Raw genomic sequence first — 17621 nt, forward strand, 5'->3', positions numbered from 1 at the left:
AAGAGAAAAGGGCTTAATGATGCCAGGCGCAGTCAAGCCTGGCATCATGGAGGCCATGAATACTCCTGTGTTGATTGGCATTATCGTCGCGGTGGCGCTTATCGTGCTGCTCATTCTCCTGATTGTCGTTGGCAAAAAGCGCGGGGAGGCTAAGCAGGTTTCCTTCGAAAAGAATGAAGAGGACAAGCCCAAAGAGCTTACCCAGGAACAGAAGTCTGGCAACTACCAGGCAAAGGCCGGCTTTAATTTCGCTCCCGCTACTGCAGCTCAAGAGCGCGAACCCGTGCGCAAACAGCAGGATCAGCAGGCGAAGCAGCCGCAACAGGATCAGGAGGCTCAGCAACCTCAGGACGCCACGGCGATAGCCAATGCACAGTTGGCGGGCAAGGATCCTTCTGCCGTCACTGAGACAGCCCCCACCGCACAACCGGCAGCACAAGCACAGGATGAACATCCCCTTGAGGCTCAGTCGGAGGAGACTCAAGCGGCAACGTCCGCTGATGAAGCTACCTCCGTTGAGGAAACCACTTCGGTCGATGAGGCCGTGGAAGCACAGGAAGTCGAAGAAGCAACGTCTGATGCGCCTGCTGCGGAGGCCGCTAAGCCCGAGGTAGAGCCCGCGCATCTTGCCCCTGCAGCATCTCCCGCTGAAGGCACCGTGGAGCCTACTCCTAAGGAAGAAACCGCCGAGGAGACTCCCCAGGTCCAGGACGCCGCGGAAAACGCAAAGGAAACCTCTGAAGCTACAGAATCCACAGGAGAAGAAGCAGAAGCCACCGCAGCCTCTGCTGAGGAGGCGGCAGCGGCCGCGGGTGCGCAGGTGGAGTCGGCACAAGAGGCATTAGCGCAGGAGCCTGGAGAGCAAGAGGTTTCTGAAGACGTCGAGGTAGTTGAGGCCCCCGCGGAGCCGCAGGAGGATATCGTCCCAGCCGGTGGCCGCCTGGGACGCCTGCGCGGGCGTTTGTCCCGGTCGCAGAATGCTATTGGCCAAGGGCTGATGGGTATTCTCTCGGCCGGCGATCTTGATGAGGATGCATGGGAGGAGATCGAGGACACCCTCATCATGGCGGACCTCGGGACCAAGTCCACGCTCAAGGTCACGGAATCCTTGCGCGAGAAGATTGCGCAGCAGGGTGTCTCCAGCGAGGAGGAAGCACGCGATATGCTGCGTGCCGCGCTCATCGAGGTGGGTCACCCCGAGATGGACCGCTCAATTAGGGCCATGCCCAATGAAGGAAAGCCTGCTGTTGTGATGGTCGTTGGTGTCAATGGCACGGGCAAGACCACGACTACTGGCAAGCTGGCCCGCGTGCTCGTGTCTATGGGGCGCACGGTCTTGCTTGGGGCTGCTGATACCTTCCGCGCCGCCGCGGCTGATCAGCTAGAGACCTGGGGCCGTCGCGTGGGTGCATCGACGGTCCGTGGCAAAGAAGGCGCAGACCCTGCTTCGGTTGCTTTCGATGCCGTTGCTGCCGGCGTAGACAAGGGCGTGGACGTGGTTCTCGTCGATACCGCCGGGCGTTTGCATACCTCGGTTGATCTCATGGATCAGCTGGGCAAGGTCAAGCGTGTTGTGGAGAAGAAGACTGCGGTCGACGAGGTCTTGCTCGTCCTCGATGCCACCGTTGGTCAAAACGGCCTGACCCAGGCGCGCATCTTCCGCGATGTTGTAGACATCACCGGTGTTGTGCTCACCAAGCTGGACGGCACAGCCAAGGGCGGAATCGTCTTCCAAGTTCAAGAGGAGCTCGGCGTCCCAGTCAAGCTCGTCGGGCTTGGAGAGGGCGCTGATGACCTTGCGCCATTCGAGGTTGAAAGCTTCGTCGACGCATTGCTAGGGGAGAAGTAGCGCCCTTTGTTTTCTTTCGAAAGGTAGAAATAGCGAGGTAGATACTTCCTTCGAATAATTGCCGTCCAGCCCGTGCGTGAAGGACAATAACCGCAGTTAAATACGGTTATTGTGGCCATCGCGTGCGGGCTGTGATGTGTGTAGGAACCTTTCGGGTGATAGCCTGGGAACACTGTGTTTTCTCTATTCCAGTTGTTCATTAGTATTCCTATGTCCCTGGGATAGCTGAGAATCCTGCACTCTCTATGTCGATGATCTCCACCCCAGTAAGTGAGGCAAGTTTTCCGTGACGCTGCTCTATGTGATTCTCCTTGCATCCGCAGCCGTAGTTCTCGCCCCTGCAACGGTGAAAGTCGCAGATCGCGCCGCAGGCTATCCGCTGGCCGCAATCTTTATCTTTGCGGCAGCGCTCCTTGCCCGTCACTTGCCCGAGGTGGGTAGGGGACAGGTACTGGAGTTCTCTCTGACGTGGGTCAAGGACTTCCTAGCCCCCGGAGTAGACATTAATTTTTCCCTGCGCGGCGACGCGTTGGGACTCTTCTTTGCCCTGTTGGCGCTCGTCATCGGTGCGGTGGTTTTTGTCTACTCGGCTGCCTACCTCCCCAAAGGCAAGGGCAGCACCAGCTTTTATGTGCTGATGACGGCCTTTACTCTGTCGATTCTGCTGCTGGTCTTGGCCGATGATGTGGTCGTGCTGTTCCTTGCTTGGGAACTGGTATCCCTGGCTTCTTTCCTTCTCATCGCGCGCTCCGGAAAAGCCGGAGAGGATGGCTCGCAGCGAACCCTGATCCTCACCTTTATCGGAGGATTGACTCTTCTAACGGCGGTGGCCATTGCGGCTACCTCCGCAGGAACCACAAATCTAACGGAGATCTTGGCATCCCCGGTATGGGGCGAAAGCCCAGCCCTGAGTGCTTGGGTGGCGCTCCTGGTCGCAGTCTCGGCCTTTAGCAAGTCCGCGCAGTTTCCCTTCCACTTTTGGTTGCCGGAAGCCATGGCTGCCGCGACTCCGGTCTCGGCCTTCCTGCACGCGGCTGCGGTTGTCAAAGCCGGCATTTACCTTTTACTGCGCTTTTCCACCATTTTCCACGACGTCGCGTTATGGAACTGGCTGCTTATCGTTGTGGGCATGGCTACGGCGGTGATGTCTGCCGTGTTCGCCTTGCAAAAGACTGACCTGAAGAAGCTCACCGCTTATTCCACGGTCTCGCACCTGGGCTGGATCGTGGCGACAATCGGTGTGGGTACTCCGCTGGCGATTACCGCTGCGGTGGTGCATACCCTGGCCCACGCCTTGTTTAAGTCCTCCATCTTCATGTTGATAGGCGTCATCGATCATGCGGCGGGCTCACGCGATATTCGCCGGCTCGGAGTCTTATGGAACAAGCTGCCCTGGACCTTTGGATCTCTGCTCATCGGCACGGCCTCTATGGCCGCGGTCCCACCGCTGCTGGGATTCGTTTCCAAAGAGGGGATGCTCGCCGCTTTTGAGGAGGCTCCCATAGGAACCGGCCCGCAGATCATTCTCTTGGTGGCAGCGGCTGTCGGTGCATTCTTTACATTCAGCTACTCGGCGAAGATCATCTTCGGAGCCTTCTTCGATGGTCCACGCCCCATGGATGGCGTACACGAGGCGCCAGTACGCTTGTGGCTGCCAGCCGCCTTGCCCGGTGTGCTCTCCCTGCCCTTGGTATTCGTGCTGGGCTCCTTCGATCGCCCGGTCGACGCCATTGCCCAGTCCATCGGTATGACGAGCCGCTCTCACCTGAGCTTGTGGCATGGCATCACGGTCCCGCTGCTCATTTCCATTGCCGTACTCATCGCGGGCGTGGTAGCTACTGTTTACCGCCGTCAGCTGTGGGCGCTGGTGGAGGACAAGGCTCTCTTCCCACGTAGCGGCAACGAAGCCTTGAGTGCCGTACAAAATGCGAGCCAGAAGTTGGGTAAGGCGGCCGGCAAGATGTCGGATACACACAACCCCTCCTTCTTGCTGCTGCCGATCATCATCTTGATCATCGTCTTGGCCGGGGTGACTCTGCTTGGCAATGGCATCGATGGAGTTCCGCTTGCACCGCGGGTGTCAGGCCTAGACAATGCCTGGGATCTGGTGCCTTTCGCCATCATTGCGCTGGCAATGAGCGGCCTCGTGCGCACCCGAAACCGCCTGACTGGGGCTGTCCTCATCGGCATGGTCGGCGTGGGCGTGACGTTGCAGATGCTGCTCTTGGGCGCACCGGACGTGGCGTTGACGCAGTTTACTGTCGAAGCCCTTTCCGTCATCGTCATGATGATGGTGCTGCGCTATCTACCGGAGAAGTTCCAGCCGGTGCGCAATAAGCCGCGCTGGATAAGCTCCATCGTCATCGCCATTCTGGCCGGTATAGCCGCATTCCTGGCGGTGTGGGCGCTCATCGGCCGCCACGAACGCTCTGACTTGGCGTTGTGGTATCTCAAGGAGGCTCCCGGGATTACCGGTGGTGACAACGTCGTCGCCACCATCATCGTTGAGTTCCGTGCTCTTGATACCTTGGGCGAGCTTTCCGTGCTGGGCATGGCCGCTGTCGTCATCGCTGCCGTCGCTGCTTCCTTGCCTCGCTTCCCCTTCACGCCGGGCACGCGCCCAGCTCCCTTCGGCCAATCGCAGCTGAACTCGGTGCCGCTGCGCAAGGTGCTCGTCCTCGTGGTACCGGTGCTGGTCATCGTTTCTGTCGTGGTATTCTTCCGCGGACACAATGCCTCCGGCGGCGGATTCCCCGCGGCGCTGATTATGGGCGCTGCCATCGGGTTGACGTACCTTTCGCGCGGCTCCGATGAGATTGTCTTTGGCAAGATGACTCCTATTCACCTCACCGGCATCGGAATCATCGTGGCGCTTTCGGCCGGATTCATCGGCTACTGGCACGGTGGATTGGGCAACGGCGGCTTCCTTACCGCGATTCATGGCCATGCCTTTGGCCAGCACTGGACCACCTCGCTCATCTTCGACCTCGGCATCTACCTCGCGGTGCTTGGCATGCTCACCATGGCGATCAACGCCTTGGGTGGATATCTTCGTCCCGGTACGGAACGCGAGTACTTGCCTTGGATCCACGACAAGGACTCGGCGCTACCGGATACCCCGCGGGTGGTCCTCGAGGACGAGGACGATCCTTATCCCGAACCGATCAATCCCTCGAGCAATCCGTTGGCTTTGCTCAACAAGGCCGAGGCACGAACCAAGAAAGAGTCCCCACGAGCCGTGCGTAAACGCGAGGGGGAGAACTAATGATTCTGGCATTAACCATTGCAGTACTCGTCGGCGGAGCCGTCTACCTCATCCAACAGCGCGGGCTAGTCCACATCGTGCTGGGAATGATGTCCTTTGGGCACGGCGTCAACCTGACGCTTCTGGCCACGGGGGTCTATTCCTACCGCGGAGAGGCCTTTCCCTCCCGGGTTCCTTTTGAAGAGATGTCCGATCCGCTACCGCAGGCCTTCGTCCTCACAGCGGTTGTTATTTCGATGGCCACCTCGACCATCCTGCTAACCATGGCGGCCATGGGAGCGAATGACGACACCAATGTCGTCGAGCCGGTGGATGACAACACCGTGGATCACGCTTTTTCTACCTTGGGGCGTGACTCGCAGAATCGAGAGATCCTAAGCCGCTCGGACGAGCACATGCACGCGCTGCGGCGCGGTACCCCGCCGGCTGCGCACGAGAACCCTGCCTCCGCAGTTGCTGATGGGGCAGAGGGACGCCGCGACCAAGACAATGACAAGAATGAGGAGGCATAAATGAATGACCTAGTAAGTCAGCTCCTCCCGCTGTTCCCGGCAGTGCCACTGGTCTCTGCGGCTTTTGCGCTCTTGGCCCCATGGCGTAGGGTGCGCGATTCCATCATGGTTATAGTCCCCGGCATCGGCATCTTTGCCGGGCTGGCGCTCTTGGTCTACACGCTAAACGAAGGCGTAGTTGCGCACTCGGTGGGCCTCTACCGCGGCAACGCCGGCATTTCTTTCGCGGCGGATTCTTTCTCCGCGCTCATGATTGTCAGCACGATGATCGTGGCCTTCGGCGCCAACTGGTTCGCCATTGTCAGCGGGGAGACCAAGTCCCGCTACTATCCCTCCCTGACGCTTATCCTCATTACCGGCGTCTGCGGTGCTTTGCTTACAGCGGATCTCTTCAACTTCTTCGTGTTCATCGAGGTCATGTTGTTGCCTTCCTACGGGCTCATCACGATGTCTGGCACGTGGTCACGCCTGGCGGCGGGTCGCGCATTCGTCTTGGTTAACCTTTTCGCCTCCACCTTGTTGGTGGTCGGCGTTGGCTTCATGTACTCGGTGACCGGCGTGGTCAACCTTGCTGCCCTGGAGGGCGCTGCGGCCGGTAATGGTCCTGCCACCGTGGCCGGTGCCATCATTGTCATCGCTATTATCACCAAGGCCGGCATCTTCCCCGTGCAGTCGTGGCTCCCGCGCACCTATCCAGGCACCTCGGCCGCGGTCATGGGGCTCTTCTCGGGCCTGCACACCAAGGTCGCGGTGTACATGCTCTATCGCCTCTACGTCCATCTTTTCGGCATGGATGAGCGCTGGGGGGTGCTCATCATCGTCCTGATGCTGGTATCGATGCTGGTGGGCTCCTTCGGCGGGCTCGCGGAGAACTCCATCCGCCGCGTCCTGGGCTATCAGATGCTCAACGGCATCCCCTTCATCGTCATCATGCTGGCCTTTAGCACCGCGGATCCGCAGCGCGCTCTGGCTGCAGGCATCTTGTACACCGTCCACCATATGCTCACCCTTGGCTCGCTCATCCTTGCCTCCGGCGCCATCGAGGAAACCTACGGCACGGGCCGCTTGAGGAAGCTCTCAGGCCTAGCACGCCGTGATCCCATCATTGCCTGGATATTTGCCGCAGGATCCTTCGCGGTGGTGGGATTCCCACCCTTTTCCGGTATGTGGGGCAAAGTCCTCATCGTTGTTGAGATCGCGCGGGATGGCGGGATCTGGGCCTGGGTATCCATCGCCGTTATCATCATCGCCTCCTTTGCCGCTTTCCTGGCCATGCTGCGCGTGTGGCGCAAGGTATTTTGGGGCAAGGACCTCCCCGCGGAAAAGGTCCCAGATGAGCTCGTTATTCGCAAGAAGCTGATGGCTCCCTCGGCCGCATTGATCTTGGGTTCCGTGGCGATGTTCGTCTTCGCCGGTCCCGTCATCGGAGTCGTGGACCAGGCTGCTGGGGACTTGCTCAACACCGACGCCTACGTCGACGCCGTGCTTGGCGACGACCCCGTGGCCATGCCCGATCTCGACTCCATTCAGGAGGGCCGTTAAATGCATGTCATCTTCTACATTCCATGGCTCATCAAGGAGATCTTCGTCTCCGGCTTCACGCTGGCCTTTGCCTCCTTCAAGCGCGATACGGGATATCGCCCGGTCATCGTGAGGTATCCGCTCCGCGTGACCTCGGCGTGGCAGATCTTTTGGTTCAGCACCTCTATCACCGCCACCCCAGGTACTCTCTCGCTGGGCTTGCGTGAGCCCACGCGCGAGGGAAACCCGCGCATCGTTATCGTGCAGGCGGTGATGGGATCCGATCCCGCAGAGGTCGTCGCGGGGTTGGCAGATATGGAGCAGCGCATGGCTCCGCACGTCAAGGAGATTGACTATGGTGTGCCTGGCCAGGGCGAGCATGCGGAGTTGGACCCAGCCTTTTATGAGTATCCCCTGGAGACCCTGGGCAGGCAGATGCGTGCTCCCGATATGGTCGGGGAAGAGGACACCCCACTGGCGGCATCGGAGGCGGAGAAGTTCTCCGTGTGGCCCGTGCGGGCGCGGCGCGACCAAGGCGAGAGGAAGTAGCAGATGTTTGATCCTGGATCCTTGAGTCCCTTTGGCTGGGTGGTGACCGTGTGCATCGCGGTCATGGCCGGCTCGATCATGGCGGGCATCATCCTCGCCTTACGCAGCCGCGACGAGCTAACGCGGACCGTGCTTTCTGATCTGGTCTTCTACGGCATGCTGTGCGTCTACTTTTCGTGGTCGCTGCTCAATGACGCCGCCCTGGTCTACGACATCGCGGTACTGGGTGCGATTGCTGGCGGTGTGCTGCCCACGCTGTCGATGGCACGCGTTATTTCGAAAGGACGTCGTTAAGCATGGCTCTCTATGAAGTCTTCGCCTCGATCCTTCTGGTGCTGGCTACCGTCATGGTCGTGGCCACCGTTATTGCCCTGTGGCGCGCCCCAGATGCGCTGACAAGAGTCAATCTCTTGGGCCCTACCGTGGGTGTTGCCGTTCCCTTGACCCTCGTGGCCAAGTTCATCGTTGACTGCGCGCAGGAGGGATTTTCGGTTGTGTCCTTCATCAAGGTCCTCGTGGCCTGCGCCGGGGTATGGGTAGTGGCCTCCGTGGGCTCCTTCTACATGGGGCGTTCCATCTACGGTGTGACCGTCACCGACGTGAAGTATGCGCGTCGCCGCTACGCCGAGATGGAGCGGGATGGTAACAATAAAGCTTAGGCGCGCGCTGTGATATATCTGTCGAGAGACTAAAACTTGCAGTTTCTATAGTCCTACCGATAATCTATTTCTTGTATCTATAAGACTATAGAAAAGTTGGTGAATGATGACTCCCGATCAGGTGACAGCGGTGGCGGGGAACTCGAGTTGGATGCTCATTAGCGCATCCCTCGTTCTGCTAATGACCCCGGCGCTCGCATTGTTTTATGGCGGTATGTCAGGCCGCCGCAGTGTCCTCAACATGATGATGATGTCCTTCGGGGCAATGGCCGTGGTCAGCATCATCTACGTCCTGTGGGGCTGGTCCATGTCCTACGCCACGACGTCGTGGGCAGGAATTACCGGAAGTCCCTTCGAGTTCTTTGGTCTCAAGGACCAAATCGTGGACGAGGCTGGAAACTACGTAGAGGGAGCCTCTGGCTACCCCAACATCATCGATATCGGATTCCAGCTCACCTTCGCGGTAATCTCCACTGCCCTCATCTCGGGTGCCTTGGCAGGCCGCGTTAAGTTCTCCACCTGGTTGGTATTCAGCGGTGCATGGGCCACCTTCGTCTACTTTCCGCTGGCCCACATGGTCTGGGGCGGGGGACTGCTCTCCCACGCTGAAAACTCTGTGTCTGCCTGGTTGTTCGGCGTCACCGACGGCGAAGCCACCATCGCTCCTATCGACTTCGCGGGCGGTACCGTCGTCCACATTTCCGCAGGTACTGCGGCCCTCGTCCTTGCCCTAGTCATCGGCAAGCGCCGCGGCTTCCCCAAGTCCATTGGTCGCCCGCACAACCTGCCCATGGTCATGACCGGCGCTGCCTTGCTGTGGTTCGGCTGGTTCGGATTCAACGGCGGCTCCGCCTTCGCGGCAGATGGTCTGGCAGGCCTGGCCTGGCTCAACACCACCGTGGCAACCGCAGCGGCGATGGCCGGCTGGATGGCAGTGGAAATGATTCGAGACAAGGCAGCTACCTCCTTGGGCGCTGCCTCCGGTATCGTCGCCGGGCTTGTCACCATCACCCCAGCTGCCGGCGCCCTGACCCCACTGACCTCCATTATCTTGGGGCTCATCGGCGGAATCCTGGCCTGCCTCGGCGTTGGTCTGAAGTTCAAGTTCGGTTACGATGACTCCCTTGACGTCGTCGGCGTGCACCTCGTTGCCGGCCTCTGGGGCACCATCGGCCTGGCATTCTTCGCCAGCGAGGGCGGCATCTTCACCGATGAGGTCGGACCTGGATTCAAGCTGCTGGCCGTGCAGTTCGCCATCGCCGTGGCAGCGATGCTGGTTTCCGGCATCGGAACTTTCATCATCGCCATCGTGCTCAAGGCCGTCATGGGCTGGCGCGTCGATGACGAGGTTGAATACAACGGCATCGACTACACCGAACACCGCGAGTCTGCCTATGACTTGCAAGGTCCGGACAATATGCGAAGCGGCTTGGTCTCGAGCGCTACTATGAAAGAAGAAGGAAGCAGCGGATCATCGCCCGTTATTCCGCCTCGTACCGAAGCTAAGGAGTAAGACATGAAACTGATTACCGCCGTAGTTAAGCCGTTTACGCTTCCCGATATCCGTGAGGCCCTCGAACAGCTAGACATTCACGGACTCACCGTCACCGAAACACAGGGCTTTGGCCAGCAGCGCGGCCACAGCGAGGTCTACCGTGGCGCAGAATATGCCACGGACTTCGTGCCCAAGGTTAAGCTGGAAGTCCTCGCCGTCGATGAATCCGTGGACGAAATCGTCAACGTCATCGTAGAAGCGGCCTTCACCGGAAAGATTGGTGATGGCAAGATCTGGGTTACCGCAGTCGAAGAAGTTATTCGAGTGCGTACCGGCGAGCGCGGAAACGCCGCTCTCTAAAGCGAGGTATTGTGACGCGCAATCCAGCGCAACTGCGTGACGAGGCATATAACAAGGCCTCGGAACTACTTAAGACCCTGGAGCTGCCTGCCAGCTACGCCCTGGCAGCTACGGGGTCTTTCGCACGCCGAGAGATGACCCCGCGCAGCGACATCGACCTCATCCTGCTTTATCCCGATGGAGAGTTGCTCGATGAGGAGAAAGCCTCGCAGCTGTGGTACCCGGTGTGGGATGCCAAGTATCACCTCGACTATTCCATGCGCACTCCTTCCGAGTGCGCCCAGATAGCGGCCGAGGATACGTCGGCGGGATTCGCCCAGCTCGACCTCAGCTACGTGGCCGGGGACAAGATGCTGGTGGATGAGGCCCGCGCCAAGATTCTGGCTGCCTGGCGTCTGCAGCTTCAGCGGCATTTTGAGGACTTCCTCGCCGCAACTATCTCGCGGTGGCGGAGATCAGGAACGCTTGCTGCTATGACCAACCCGGACATCAAGAACGGGCGCGGTGGTCTACGCGATATCCAGCTCCTGCGCGCCTTAGCGCTGGGAAACCTCTGCGATGCTCCGGATCTTTCTGGGCCGCGGCGCCTGTTGCTCGACGTACGCACGCTGCTGCATGTCCACGCGCGCAGGCACCGCGATACCCTCGATCCCGAGTTCGCGGCTGACATCGCCGCCGATCTCGGCTTCGCAGATCGCTATGAGCTCTCCGCCGCGCTGGTATCTGCCGCGGCTACCGTGGACAAGGCCGTAGAACGGGGTTTGAGCGCTGCCCGCGACCTCGTGGGACGCCGCAGCCACAATACAGTGCGCAAACCCCTTGACCTCGACGTGGTTGAGTCGCGCGGCTACGTTACCTTGGCGCGCAATGCGGACCTTGCTGACCCAGCCTTGGTGCTGCGCGTGGCGGCCGCCGCTGCGCGTACTGGCAAGAAGATCGATCCCGGCGTCTGGGGAAGTCTTGGCAGCCTGCCGCCCTTGCCCGAACACTGGATTTCTTCCTGCACGGACGCCTTCTTTGCTCTGCTCTCTTTTCCCACCCAGACCCATCGCGTCATAGCCCAGCTTGACGAGCACGGCCTGTGGGAGAAGATCGTGCCAGAGTGGCCGCATATTCGCGGCATGATGCCACGTGAGCGCACGCACCTGCATACCATTGATTTTCACAGCGTTCTTACTGTGGAGCGCTGCGCCGAGATGCGTACCCACGTGGCCCGGCCAGATCTCTTACTGCTGGCAGCTCTCTATCACGACATTGGAAAAGGCTATGGCCGTCCTCACGAGCAGGTGGGGGCGGAAATGGTGACCAAAATGGCCGCGAAGATGCGCTTGAACCTGGCGGATCGCTCACGTGTGCAGACGCTCGTGGCCGAGCACACCACGCTGGCCAAGATCGTCACCAGGATGGATCCCGCCTCAGATGAGGCGCGCGACGCGCTGCTCGACGCGGTGCATTTCGATCATCTCACGGTGAACTTGTTGAAGGTCTTGGCCAAGGCTGATGCCGAATCCACTGGCCCCGGGGTGTGGAACCAGCGTATGGAGCGTGGAATCGAGGTTCTTACTCGCCGAGCCCTCCGGGAGTTGCAGACCTTCGTTCCAGTGCGTCCCCGAGTCCATACCGAAGGCGAGATCGGGCTGCGTGCCAACGCTGCGGAGAAAGAGCTCACGATCTTCTGGCATGGTTCCTATCAGCGTGAGGTCATTCGTGTATTGGCGCTCATCGCGGCATTGGGCTGGAGCATCGTCAAAGTCAGGATGGCGCGCGTGAGTGCTGACTCAGAGCAGGGTCTCGATGCTGGCTATGCCGCAGAGTTCGACGTGCGCACAGCGCAGGAGTCTTTCGCCGCCGCCGCCGACGAAGACCGCTTCGTGCAGGCTTATAAGTCGGGGGTGTACACCGTTCTTCCTCCCATAGAGGGGGGCGCACCGGCAACTGCCATGTGGAATGCCGGTGGAGTATTCGAGGTGCGAACCCCCGATAGGCCCTACGTGTTTGGGCACGTGCTGGCCAAGCTGCCAGATTGTGAGTGGATTACGGTAGATAACCCGGGAGCGACCATGGTGCTGCAGGCACAGCCTATCGGGGACGTTTCGCGCGCCTCGGTGGTGAGAAATGTGACCCAGGTACTGGCGACCGGCTAAGCTGGGGGAGTTAAGAATTACCCCGAGTATTGAGGGAGCACTCAGAAGTGTTTGAGTCTTTGTCCGACCGCTTGCAATCTGCCCTATCGGGTCTGCGTGGCAAGGGCAAACTAACCGAGGCGGATATTAACGCCACCGCGCGCGAGATCCGTCTCGCGCTGCTCGAGGCCGATGTTTCGCTCAATGTTGTCCGCGGCTTTATCAAGCGCATCAAGGAGCGTGCTGCAGGCGCAGAGGTCTCCGAGGCGCTTAACCCGGCCCAGCAGGTCATCAAGATCGTCAACGAGGAGCTCGTTCAGATCCTCGGCGGCGAGACACGGCGTCTGCACCTAGCCAAGAACCCGCCCACGGTCATCATGCTTGCCGGTCTGCAGGGTGCAGGTAAGACCACCCTTGCCGGAAAGCTTTCCAAGCACCTGGCCGGTCAAGGGCACACGCCTATGCTCGTGGCCTGTGACCTCCAGCGCCCCGGCGCCGTACAGCAGTTGCAGATTGTCGGTGAGCGTGCAGGAGTTCCTACTTTTGCTCCCGATCCCGGCACCTCCGTCGACTCTTTCGAGCACGAGATGGGTACCTCCCACGGTGATCCCGTAGCGGTGGCCAAGGCCGGTATCGAGGAAGCCAAGCGCACCCAGCATGACGTGGTGATCATCGATACCGCCGGCCGCTTGGGCATCGACGAGACCCTGATGACCCAGGCGCGCAACATCCGTGATGCGGTCAATCCTGACGAAGTCCTTTTCGTCATCGACTCCATGATCGGCCAAGACGCCGTGCATACGGCGGAGGCCTTCCGCGATGGCGTCGACTTCAGTGGCGTTGTTCTTACCAAGCTCGATGGCGACGCCCGTGGTGGTGCCGCGCTCTCTATCCGTGAGGTCACAGGCAAGCCCATCATGTTTGCCTCCACCGGTGAAAAGCTCGGGGACTTCGATGTATTCCACCCCGAGCGCATGGCCAGCCGCATCCTCGGTATGGGTGACTTGCTCTCCCTGATTGAGCAGGCTGAGCAGTCCCTGGATCAGAAGAAGGCCGAAGAAGCCGCAGCCAAAATTGGCTCCGGCGAGATGACCCTTAATGACTTCTTGGATCAGATGCTCATGATTCGGAAGATGGGGCCCATTGGCAACCTGCTCAAGATGATGCCCGGCGGCAGCCAGATGAGCCAGATGGCGGACATGGTTGATGAAAAGCAACTCGACCGAATCCAGGCCATCATCCGCGGCATGACTCCCCAAGAACGCACGGATCCCAAGATCCTCAATGCCTCGCGCCGCAAGCGCATCGCCACTGGTTCCGGTGTCAGCGTCTCCGACATCAACCAGCTCATAGAGCGCTTCAACGAGTCTAAGAAGATGATGTCGCGCATGGCCGGACAATTCGGCATGGGCGGCGGCCTGGGGCGCTCTGCTACCAAGAAGCAGGCCAAGGGCCGAAAGAACAAAAAGGGCAAGCGCAAGAAGGCCAAGGGCAACTCTTCGCGTGGTCCGCAGATGCCAGGTGCAATGCCCGGCATGGGCGGCGGTATGCCCGGCATGGGCGGCGGCATGCCTTCCATAGAGGAGCTGCAAAAACTCCAGCAGCAGATGGGCCAAGGCCAGGCGGGCCCATCGCCGAAGATGCCCAAGGGCATGGAGAACATCGACCTCAATAACCTCGATTTCGGCCAGGGCAAGAAGTAGCGCTGGAAGTAGTGCCTTAAACAACTAACCCCCGCGATAAACCTCTTTTGTGAGGGGCATCGCGGGGTTTCTTCTCTCTCAGGAGAGAAACGAACTTCCGTATTCCTAGACTGGGTTGGCTGCGGCCGCGCCATAGACTGGGTAGGGAACCGGCTGTACAGGCTCGGCGGGAGCTAGCTGTGGAGCAGGACGGACAGGCTGTGGCTGTTCTTCGCTCGTCTCCTCTGGAGTTTCCTGCTCCTCGGGTGCTTCCTGTTGCACAGTTTCGCCGTCGAGGAAAAGCTGAATAGCATCCCTCAGCATCGGCATCGCGGAGTCGGCGAAAGCACTAGAGATATGGTGCATGTCGCGATAGACCATCACATTGCCAATGACTACAGGGCAAGAACCGTCCCGGCAGAACCACGTCGAAGTGTCCAGACCCAGCATGTTGGAATACTGGGAGAGAACGAAGGCGGAGGGATCCACGGGCGCGTACACACGCTCGCTGGGCATTCCACAGCCCACAACATCCTCAGTGGTGACGTAGCACTCGTCGAAGCCGCGGGGCATGCCCTCAGGGGTAAAGCCCCAAGGATTATCCCGCAAGCCGAGGAAGGGGATGTCATTATTTGCTAGTTCTTCCCAGAAGGCGGCGTATCCCGGCGGCACGTAGTCAGGGCCGTGACCGGCAGGGTCCTGGGGCCGGGTGCTGTTTGAGATGACTAAGGCAGGTTTTGCGTCAATGATGCGTTCGGTCACCAGCTTGCCCCACTCAGCGCACTCAGGAGATACCGTGAGATCATCACCGAGCTCGATGGGACAACCAACGCGCAGCATAGGGACAACCTTGAAGCCCATCTGGCGGCCCAGTTTATCCAGACCGGAAATCCACTGCTCAGCATGGGAGCCGCCGACCACGTAGACCTCTTTCTCGGCGTCTTGATCACCAAAGAGGCAGGGGCCGCCGTCAACTCTTTCGGAGGGGAAGAAGTCAGGGGCCTCTTCCTCGCGGATGAAGCAGTGCGCTACCGAGGTAGGAGGCGTTATGCCACCCACCAGTATCGGATCCGGGCGGTATTGAATCCCCTCTGGCACGGGAACATCAAGCGCATAAGCAGCGGCGCCCGGATAATCGCGAGGGTTGAGAAGCTCAGAATCTGCGCTATTAAGAGAGGAGATCCATGAGGGGTGAATGGTCAGCAGAGCGACGGCGCAGGCAGTTACGACGACGCCTCCCACGCCGCGTGCGGCCCCAGCCCTCTGGCGCAGTGAGGACAGTGCCTTGTTGACTGGGAGGTCGTCGATAAGCGGGCGCTTGCGGTGCTGACGCAGGGGCTTTTCCACGAAGCGGTGCGTGAGATCCGCCAAGACGAGGGAGATTGCGATGATGATGATGCCCAGCCACCAGGGCGGGGTATCAAGTTTCAGCGCGGAGGTCGAAACAATGAGAAGCGGCCAGTGCCAGAGGTAGAGGGGGTAGGCAACATCGCCCAACCAACGCGCGGACTTGGAGGCCATGGCCCGCGAGATCCTGCCACCGCCTCCCAGGATGATTAGGACCGCGCCGCCCAGCGGAAGCAAAGAGAGAGGCCCAGGGTAGGCAGAAGTATCGGCGATAATGGCACCGGTAAACATGAGGCACAGTAGACCAAACCCAGTGAAGAGATCCGCGAAGCGCTGGGGGATGACCCACTTGGAGCCGTAGATTGCCAGCACCGCGCCCAAGGTCAGCTCCCATGCCCGCGACCATGTTGAGTAATAGTTCTCAGGAGGCCCGTAGAGGCCAAAGCGCGAGGCATAGGCGAAGGAAGCGATGGTGACGACGATGAGAATCGGGCCGGCCATCTCGTTGACGGTGGGAAGCGTGCGGCTTTTAATGCTGCTTCCTGTAGGCCGGTGCTTAACTATGGCGGCGAGGATAAGCGCAAAGATTATCCCCATGAGATAGAACTGTCCCTGCACGGCCATCGACCACATGTGCTGCAGCGGCGAGGTAGTGGAGGAGGCAGCCACGTAATCCGCGTTTTGAACCGCGAGCTCCCAGTTCTGGAAGTAGAGCATCGTGGCGGTGATCTGCTGCGTAAACTCCGTGCTCATCAGCTCCGGTGCGAATGCACGAACTAAGAAGTAAGTAGCGCCAATGACCAAAGCAAGGCTGGGTACGAGGCGCCGGGCAGTGCGCCACAGAGGCCACCACGGGTTGAGGGAAGCGTCAGGATTGGCCGCATAACGCAGCTGAGAACCCAGGAAGAAGTAACCAGAAAGCAGCAGGAATACATCCACGCCGCCAGAGACCCTTCCCACGAAAACGTGGTAGATAACCACGAGCGCGATGGCGATTCCCCGCAAACCGTCGAGGTCATAACGGTACCGGAAATTTCGTGGGGATTCTTTGTTCATATACATTCCATTAAAGCCATTTAAGCCGGCGGAGCAGCCGAGATTCTCGGCGTGGATGGGCATGATTCGCGCGGATAAGGATACTAGGTTCAGAGGGCTAGAGTCGAACGGCGCGAGCGGCAAGTCCAGATCAGTTCTTGACTAAGGCGGTGATTTCTCAACGGACCGCAAACAGGGTAGTATGACTGAGGTTATTTCGCGTTGCGCAGAAACGCACGGAAATGGCTGACATTTAAATAAGTAAAGTTTTCCTGCATAACACCGTCACCGACTACGGTCGGCCGGTACGTCACATGCAGTAAATCCAAGGGTTGAACCGGCCAGTCAATGAAGAACGTGACAGGCGTCTGAACTGCCCAGTGACTAGAAAAGGAGGCCATCATGGCCGTCAAGATTAAGCTCCAGCGTATTGGTAAGATCCGCAACGCCGAGTACCGCGTCATCATCGCTGATGCCCGCCCCCGCCGTTCCGGCAAGGCTATCGAGAACATCGGTATCTACCAGCCCAAGCAGGAGCCTTCCCTCATTCAGATCGACTCCGAGCGTGCACAGTACTGGCTCTCCGTCGGCGCGCAGCCGACCGAGCCCGTCCTCGCCCTGCTCAAGGTCACCGGTGACTGGCAGAAGGCCAAGGGCCTGCCCGGTGCTGAGGGAACCCTGAAGGTTGCAGCGGAGAAGCCCTCCAAGCTGGATCTGTTCAACGCTGCCCTCGCTGAGGCCAACAATGGCCCCACCATCGAGGCCATCACCGAGAAGAAGAACAAGGCCAAGGAGGCCGCTGAGGCCAAGGCTGCTGCCGAGAAGGAAGCCGCAGAGAAGGCCGCCGCTGAGGCCGCTGCCGCTGAGGCTGAAGCAACCGAGGCTCCTGAGGCCGCTGAAGAGTCCGCAGAGTAGTTTCTCGCTCTAGGCTTTTGTTTTAAGGCCCGCCGCTTTTAATCCCTGCAACGTCCTCGCACACCGCTCATGGTGTGGGAGGTAAGCTGAGGGAAGATGAGACGGCGGGCCTTTTTCATGCGGACAAGGCTTAGCGGCTCTTCTGGGTTCTAGAGTGCGTGATAAGCGAGTCCCTTGTGGGTATTTTCCGGGATCATCTCCACCGCAAAGCCCGATTCCTGCCTGCTTGCCCGCTGGGGTGTATTTTAGGGTGCGGGAAGTCGCCGTTGGGCCGGTTGGCCTAACGGCTGGTGTGCGGGGGCTGCCAGA

At 59.7% G+C, this 17621-nt stretch carries 13 protein-coding genes; 12 read left to right on the forward strand and 1 reads right to left on the reverse strand.

The window, feature by feature from the left end; all coding sequences use genetic code 11:
• Positions 1-16 precede the first annotated feature (16 nt).
• The 11 genes from ftsY to ffh all read left to right on the forward strand — a co-directional run bounded on the left by ftsY (position 17) and on the right by ffh (position 14036).
• Positions 17-1849 (forward strand): signal recognition particle-docking protein FtsY, encoded by a 1833-nt coding sequence (gene ftsY, locus B2696_RS10360; RefSeq protein WP_376778868.1) that lies wholly within the window; start codon positions 17-19, stop codon positions 1847-1849.
• A 286-nt stretch (positions 1850-2135) separates the two neighbouring features.
• A complete protein-coding gene (locus tag B2696_RS10365; protein ID WP_286955260.1) occupies positions 2136-5114 on the forward strand; it encodes a DUF4040 family protein in 2979 nt (992 codons plus the stop codon).
• Positions 5114-5626: a cation:proton antiporter subunit C gene (locus B2696_RS10370; RefSeq protein WP_075730054.1), complete on the forward strand. Its 513-nt coding sequence runs from the start codon at positions 5114-5116 to the stop codon at positions 5624-5626. Before B2696_RS10365 ends, B2696_RS10370 begins: the two co-directional genes overlap by 1 nt.
• Positions 5627-7168, forward strand: a complete 1542-nt coding sequence (locus tag B2696_RS10375; RefSeq protein WP_286955261.1) for a monovalent cation/H+ antiporter subunit D family protein — start codon at positions 5627-5629, stop codon at positions 7166-7168.
• Positions 7169-7696 carry a monovalent cation/H+ antiporter subunit E gene (locus B2696_RS10380; RefSeq protein ID WP_276621679.1) on the forward strand — a complete coding sequence of 176 codons (528 nt, stop codon included), beginning with the start codon at positions 7169-7171 and terminating at the stop codon, positions 7694-7696.
• A 3-nt stretch (positions 7697-7699) separates the two neighbouring features.
• Positions 7700-7990 (forward strand): cation:proton antiporter, encoded by a 291-nt coding sequence (locus B2696_RS10385; protein ID WP_075730051.1) that lies wholly within the window; start codon positions 7700-7702, stop codon positions 7988-7990.
• 2 nt (positions 7991-7992) lie between these two features.
• Complete coding sequence (locus tag B2696_RS10390; RefSeq protein ID WP_286955267.1) at positions 7993-8355, forward strand: Na+/H+ antiporter subunit G; 363 nt, start codon at positions 7993-7995, stop codon at positions 8353-8355.
• A 106-nt stretch (positions 8356-8461) separates the two neighbouring features.
• On the forward strand, positions 8462-9868 hold the full coding sequence (locus tag B2696_RS10395; protein WP_075731195.1) for an ammonium transporter: 1407 nt from the start codon (positions 8462-8464) through the stop codon (positions 9866-9868).
• A 3-nt stretch (positions 9869-9871) separates the two neighbouring features.
• On the forward strand, positions 9872-10210 hold the full coding sequence (locus B2696_RS10400) for a P-II family nitrogen regulator (protein WP_075730049.1): 339 nt from the start codon (positions 9872-9874) through the stop codon (positions 10208-10210).
• 8 nt (positions 10211-10218) lie between these two features.
• A complete protein-coding gene (locus B2696_RS10405) occupies positions 10219-12354 on the forward strand; it encodes a [protein-PII] uridylyltransferase (protein ID WP_376778869.1) in 2136 nt (711 codons plus the stop codon).
• Between the two features lie 47 nt (positions 12355-12401).
• On the forward strand, positions 12402-14036 hold the full coding sequence (gene ffh / locus B2696_RS10410) for a signal recognition particle protein (protein ID WP_286955270.1): 1635 nt from the start codon (positions 12402-12404) through the stop codon (positions 14034-14036).
• A 105-nt stretch (positions 14037-14141) separates the two neighbouring features.
• On the opposite strand, the gene B2696_RS10415 is transcribed toward ffh, so the two are convergent.
• The gene (locus B2696_RS10415; RefSeq protein WP_286955272.1) at positions 14142-16418 is read right to left on the reverse strand and encodes an acyltransferase family protein; all 2277 of its coding nucleotides are present in this window, start codon (positions 16416-16418) and stop codon (positions 14142-14144) included.
• Between the two features lie 381 nt (positions 16419-16799).
• Here B2696_RS10415 and rpsP point away from each other — a divergent pair, with 381 nt between their 5' ends.
• Positions 16800-17312, forward strand: coding sequence for a 30S ribosomal protein S16 (gene rpsP / locus B2696_RS10420; protein ID WP_286955273.1), 513 nt, complete (start codon positions 16800-16802; stop codon positions 17310-17312).
• The last annotated feature ends 309 nt before the right edge of the window (positions 17313-17621 follow it).

Source organism: Corynebacterium sp. UBA4397, assembly GCF_002390965.1.
Taxonomy (GTDB): domain Bacteria; phylum Actinomycetota; class Actinomycetes; order Mycobacteriales; family Mycobacteriaceae; genus Corynebacterium; species Corynebacterium flavescens.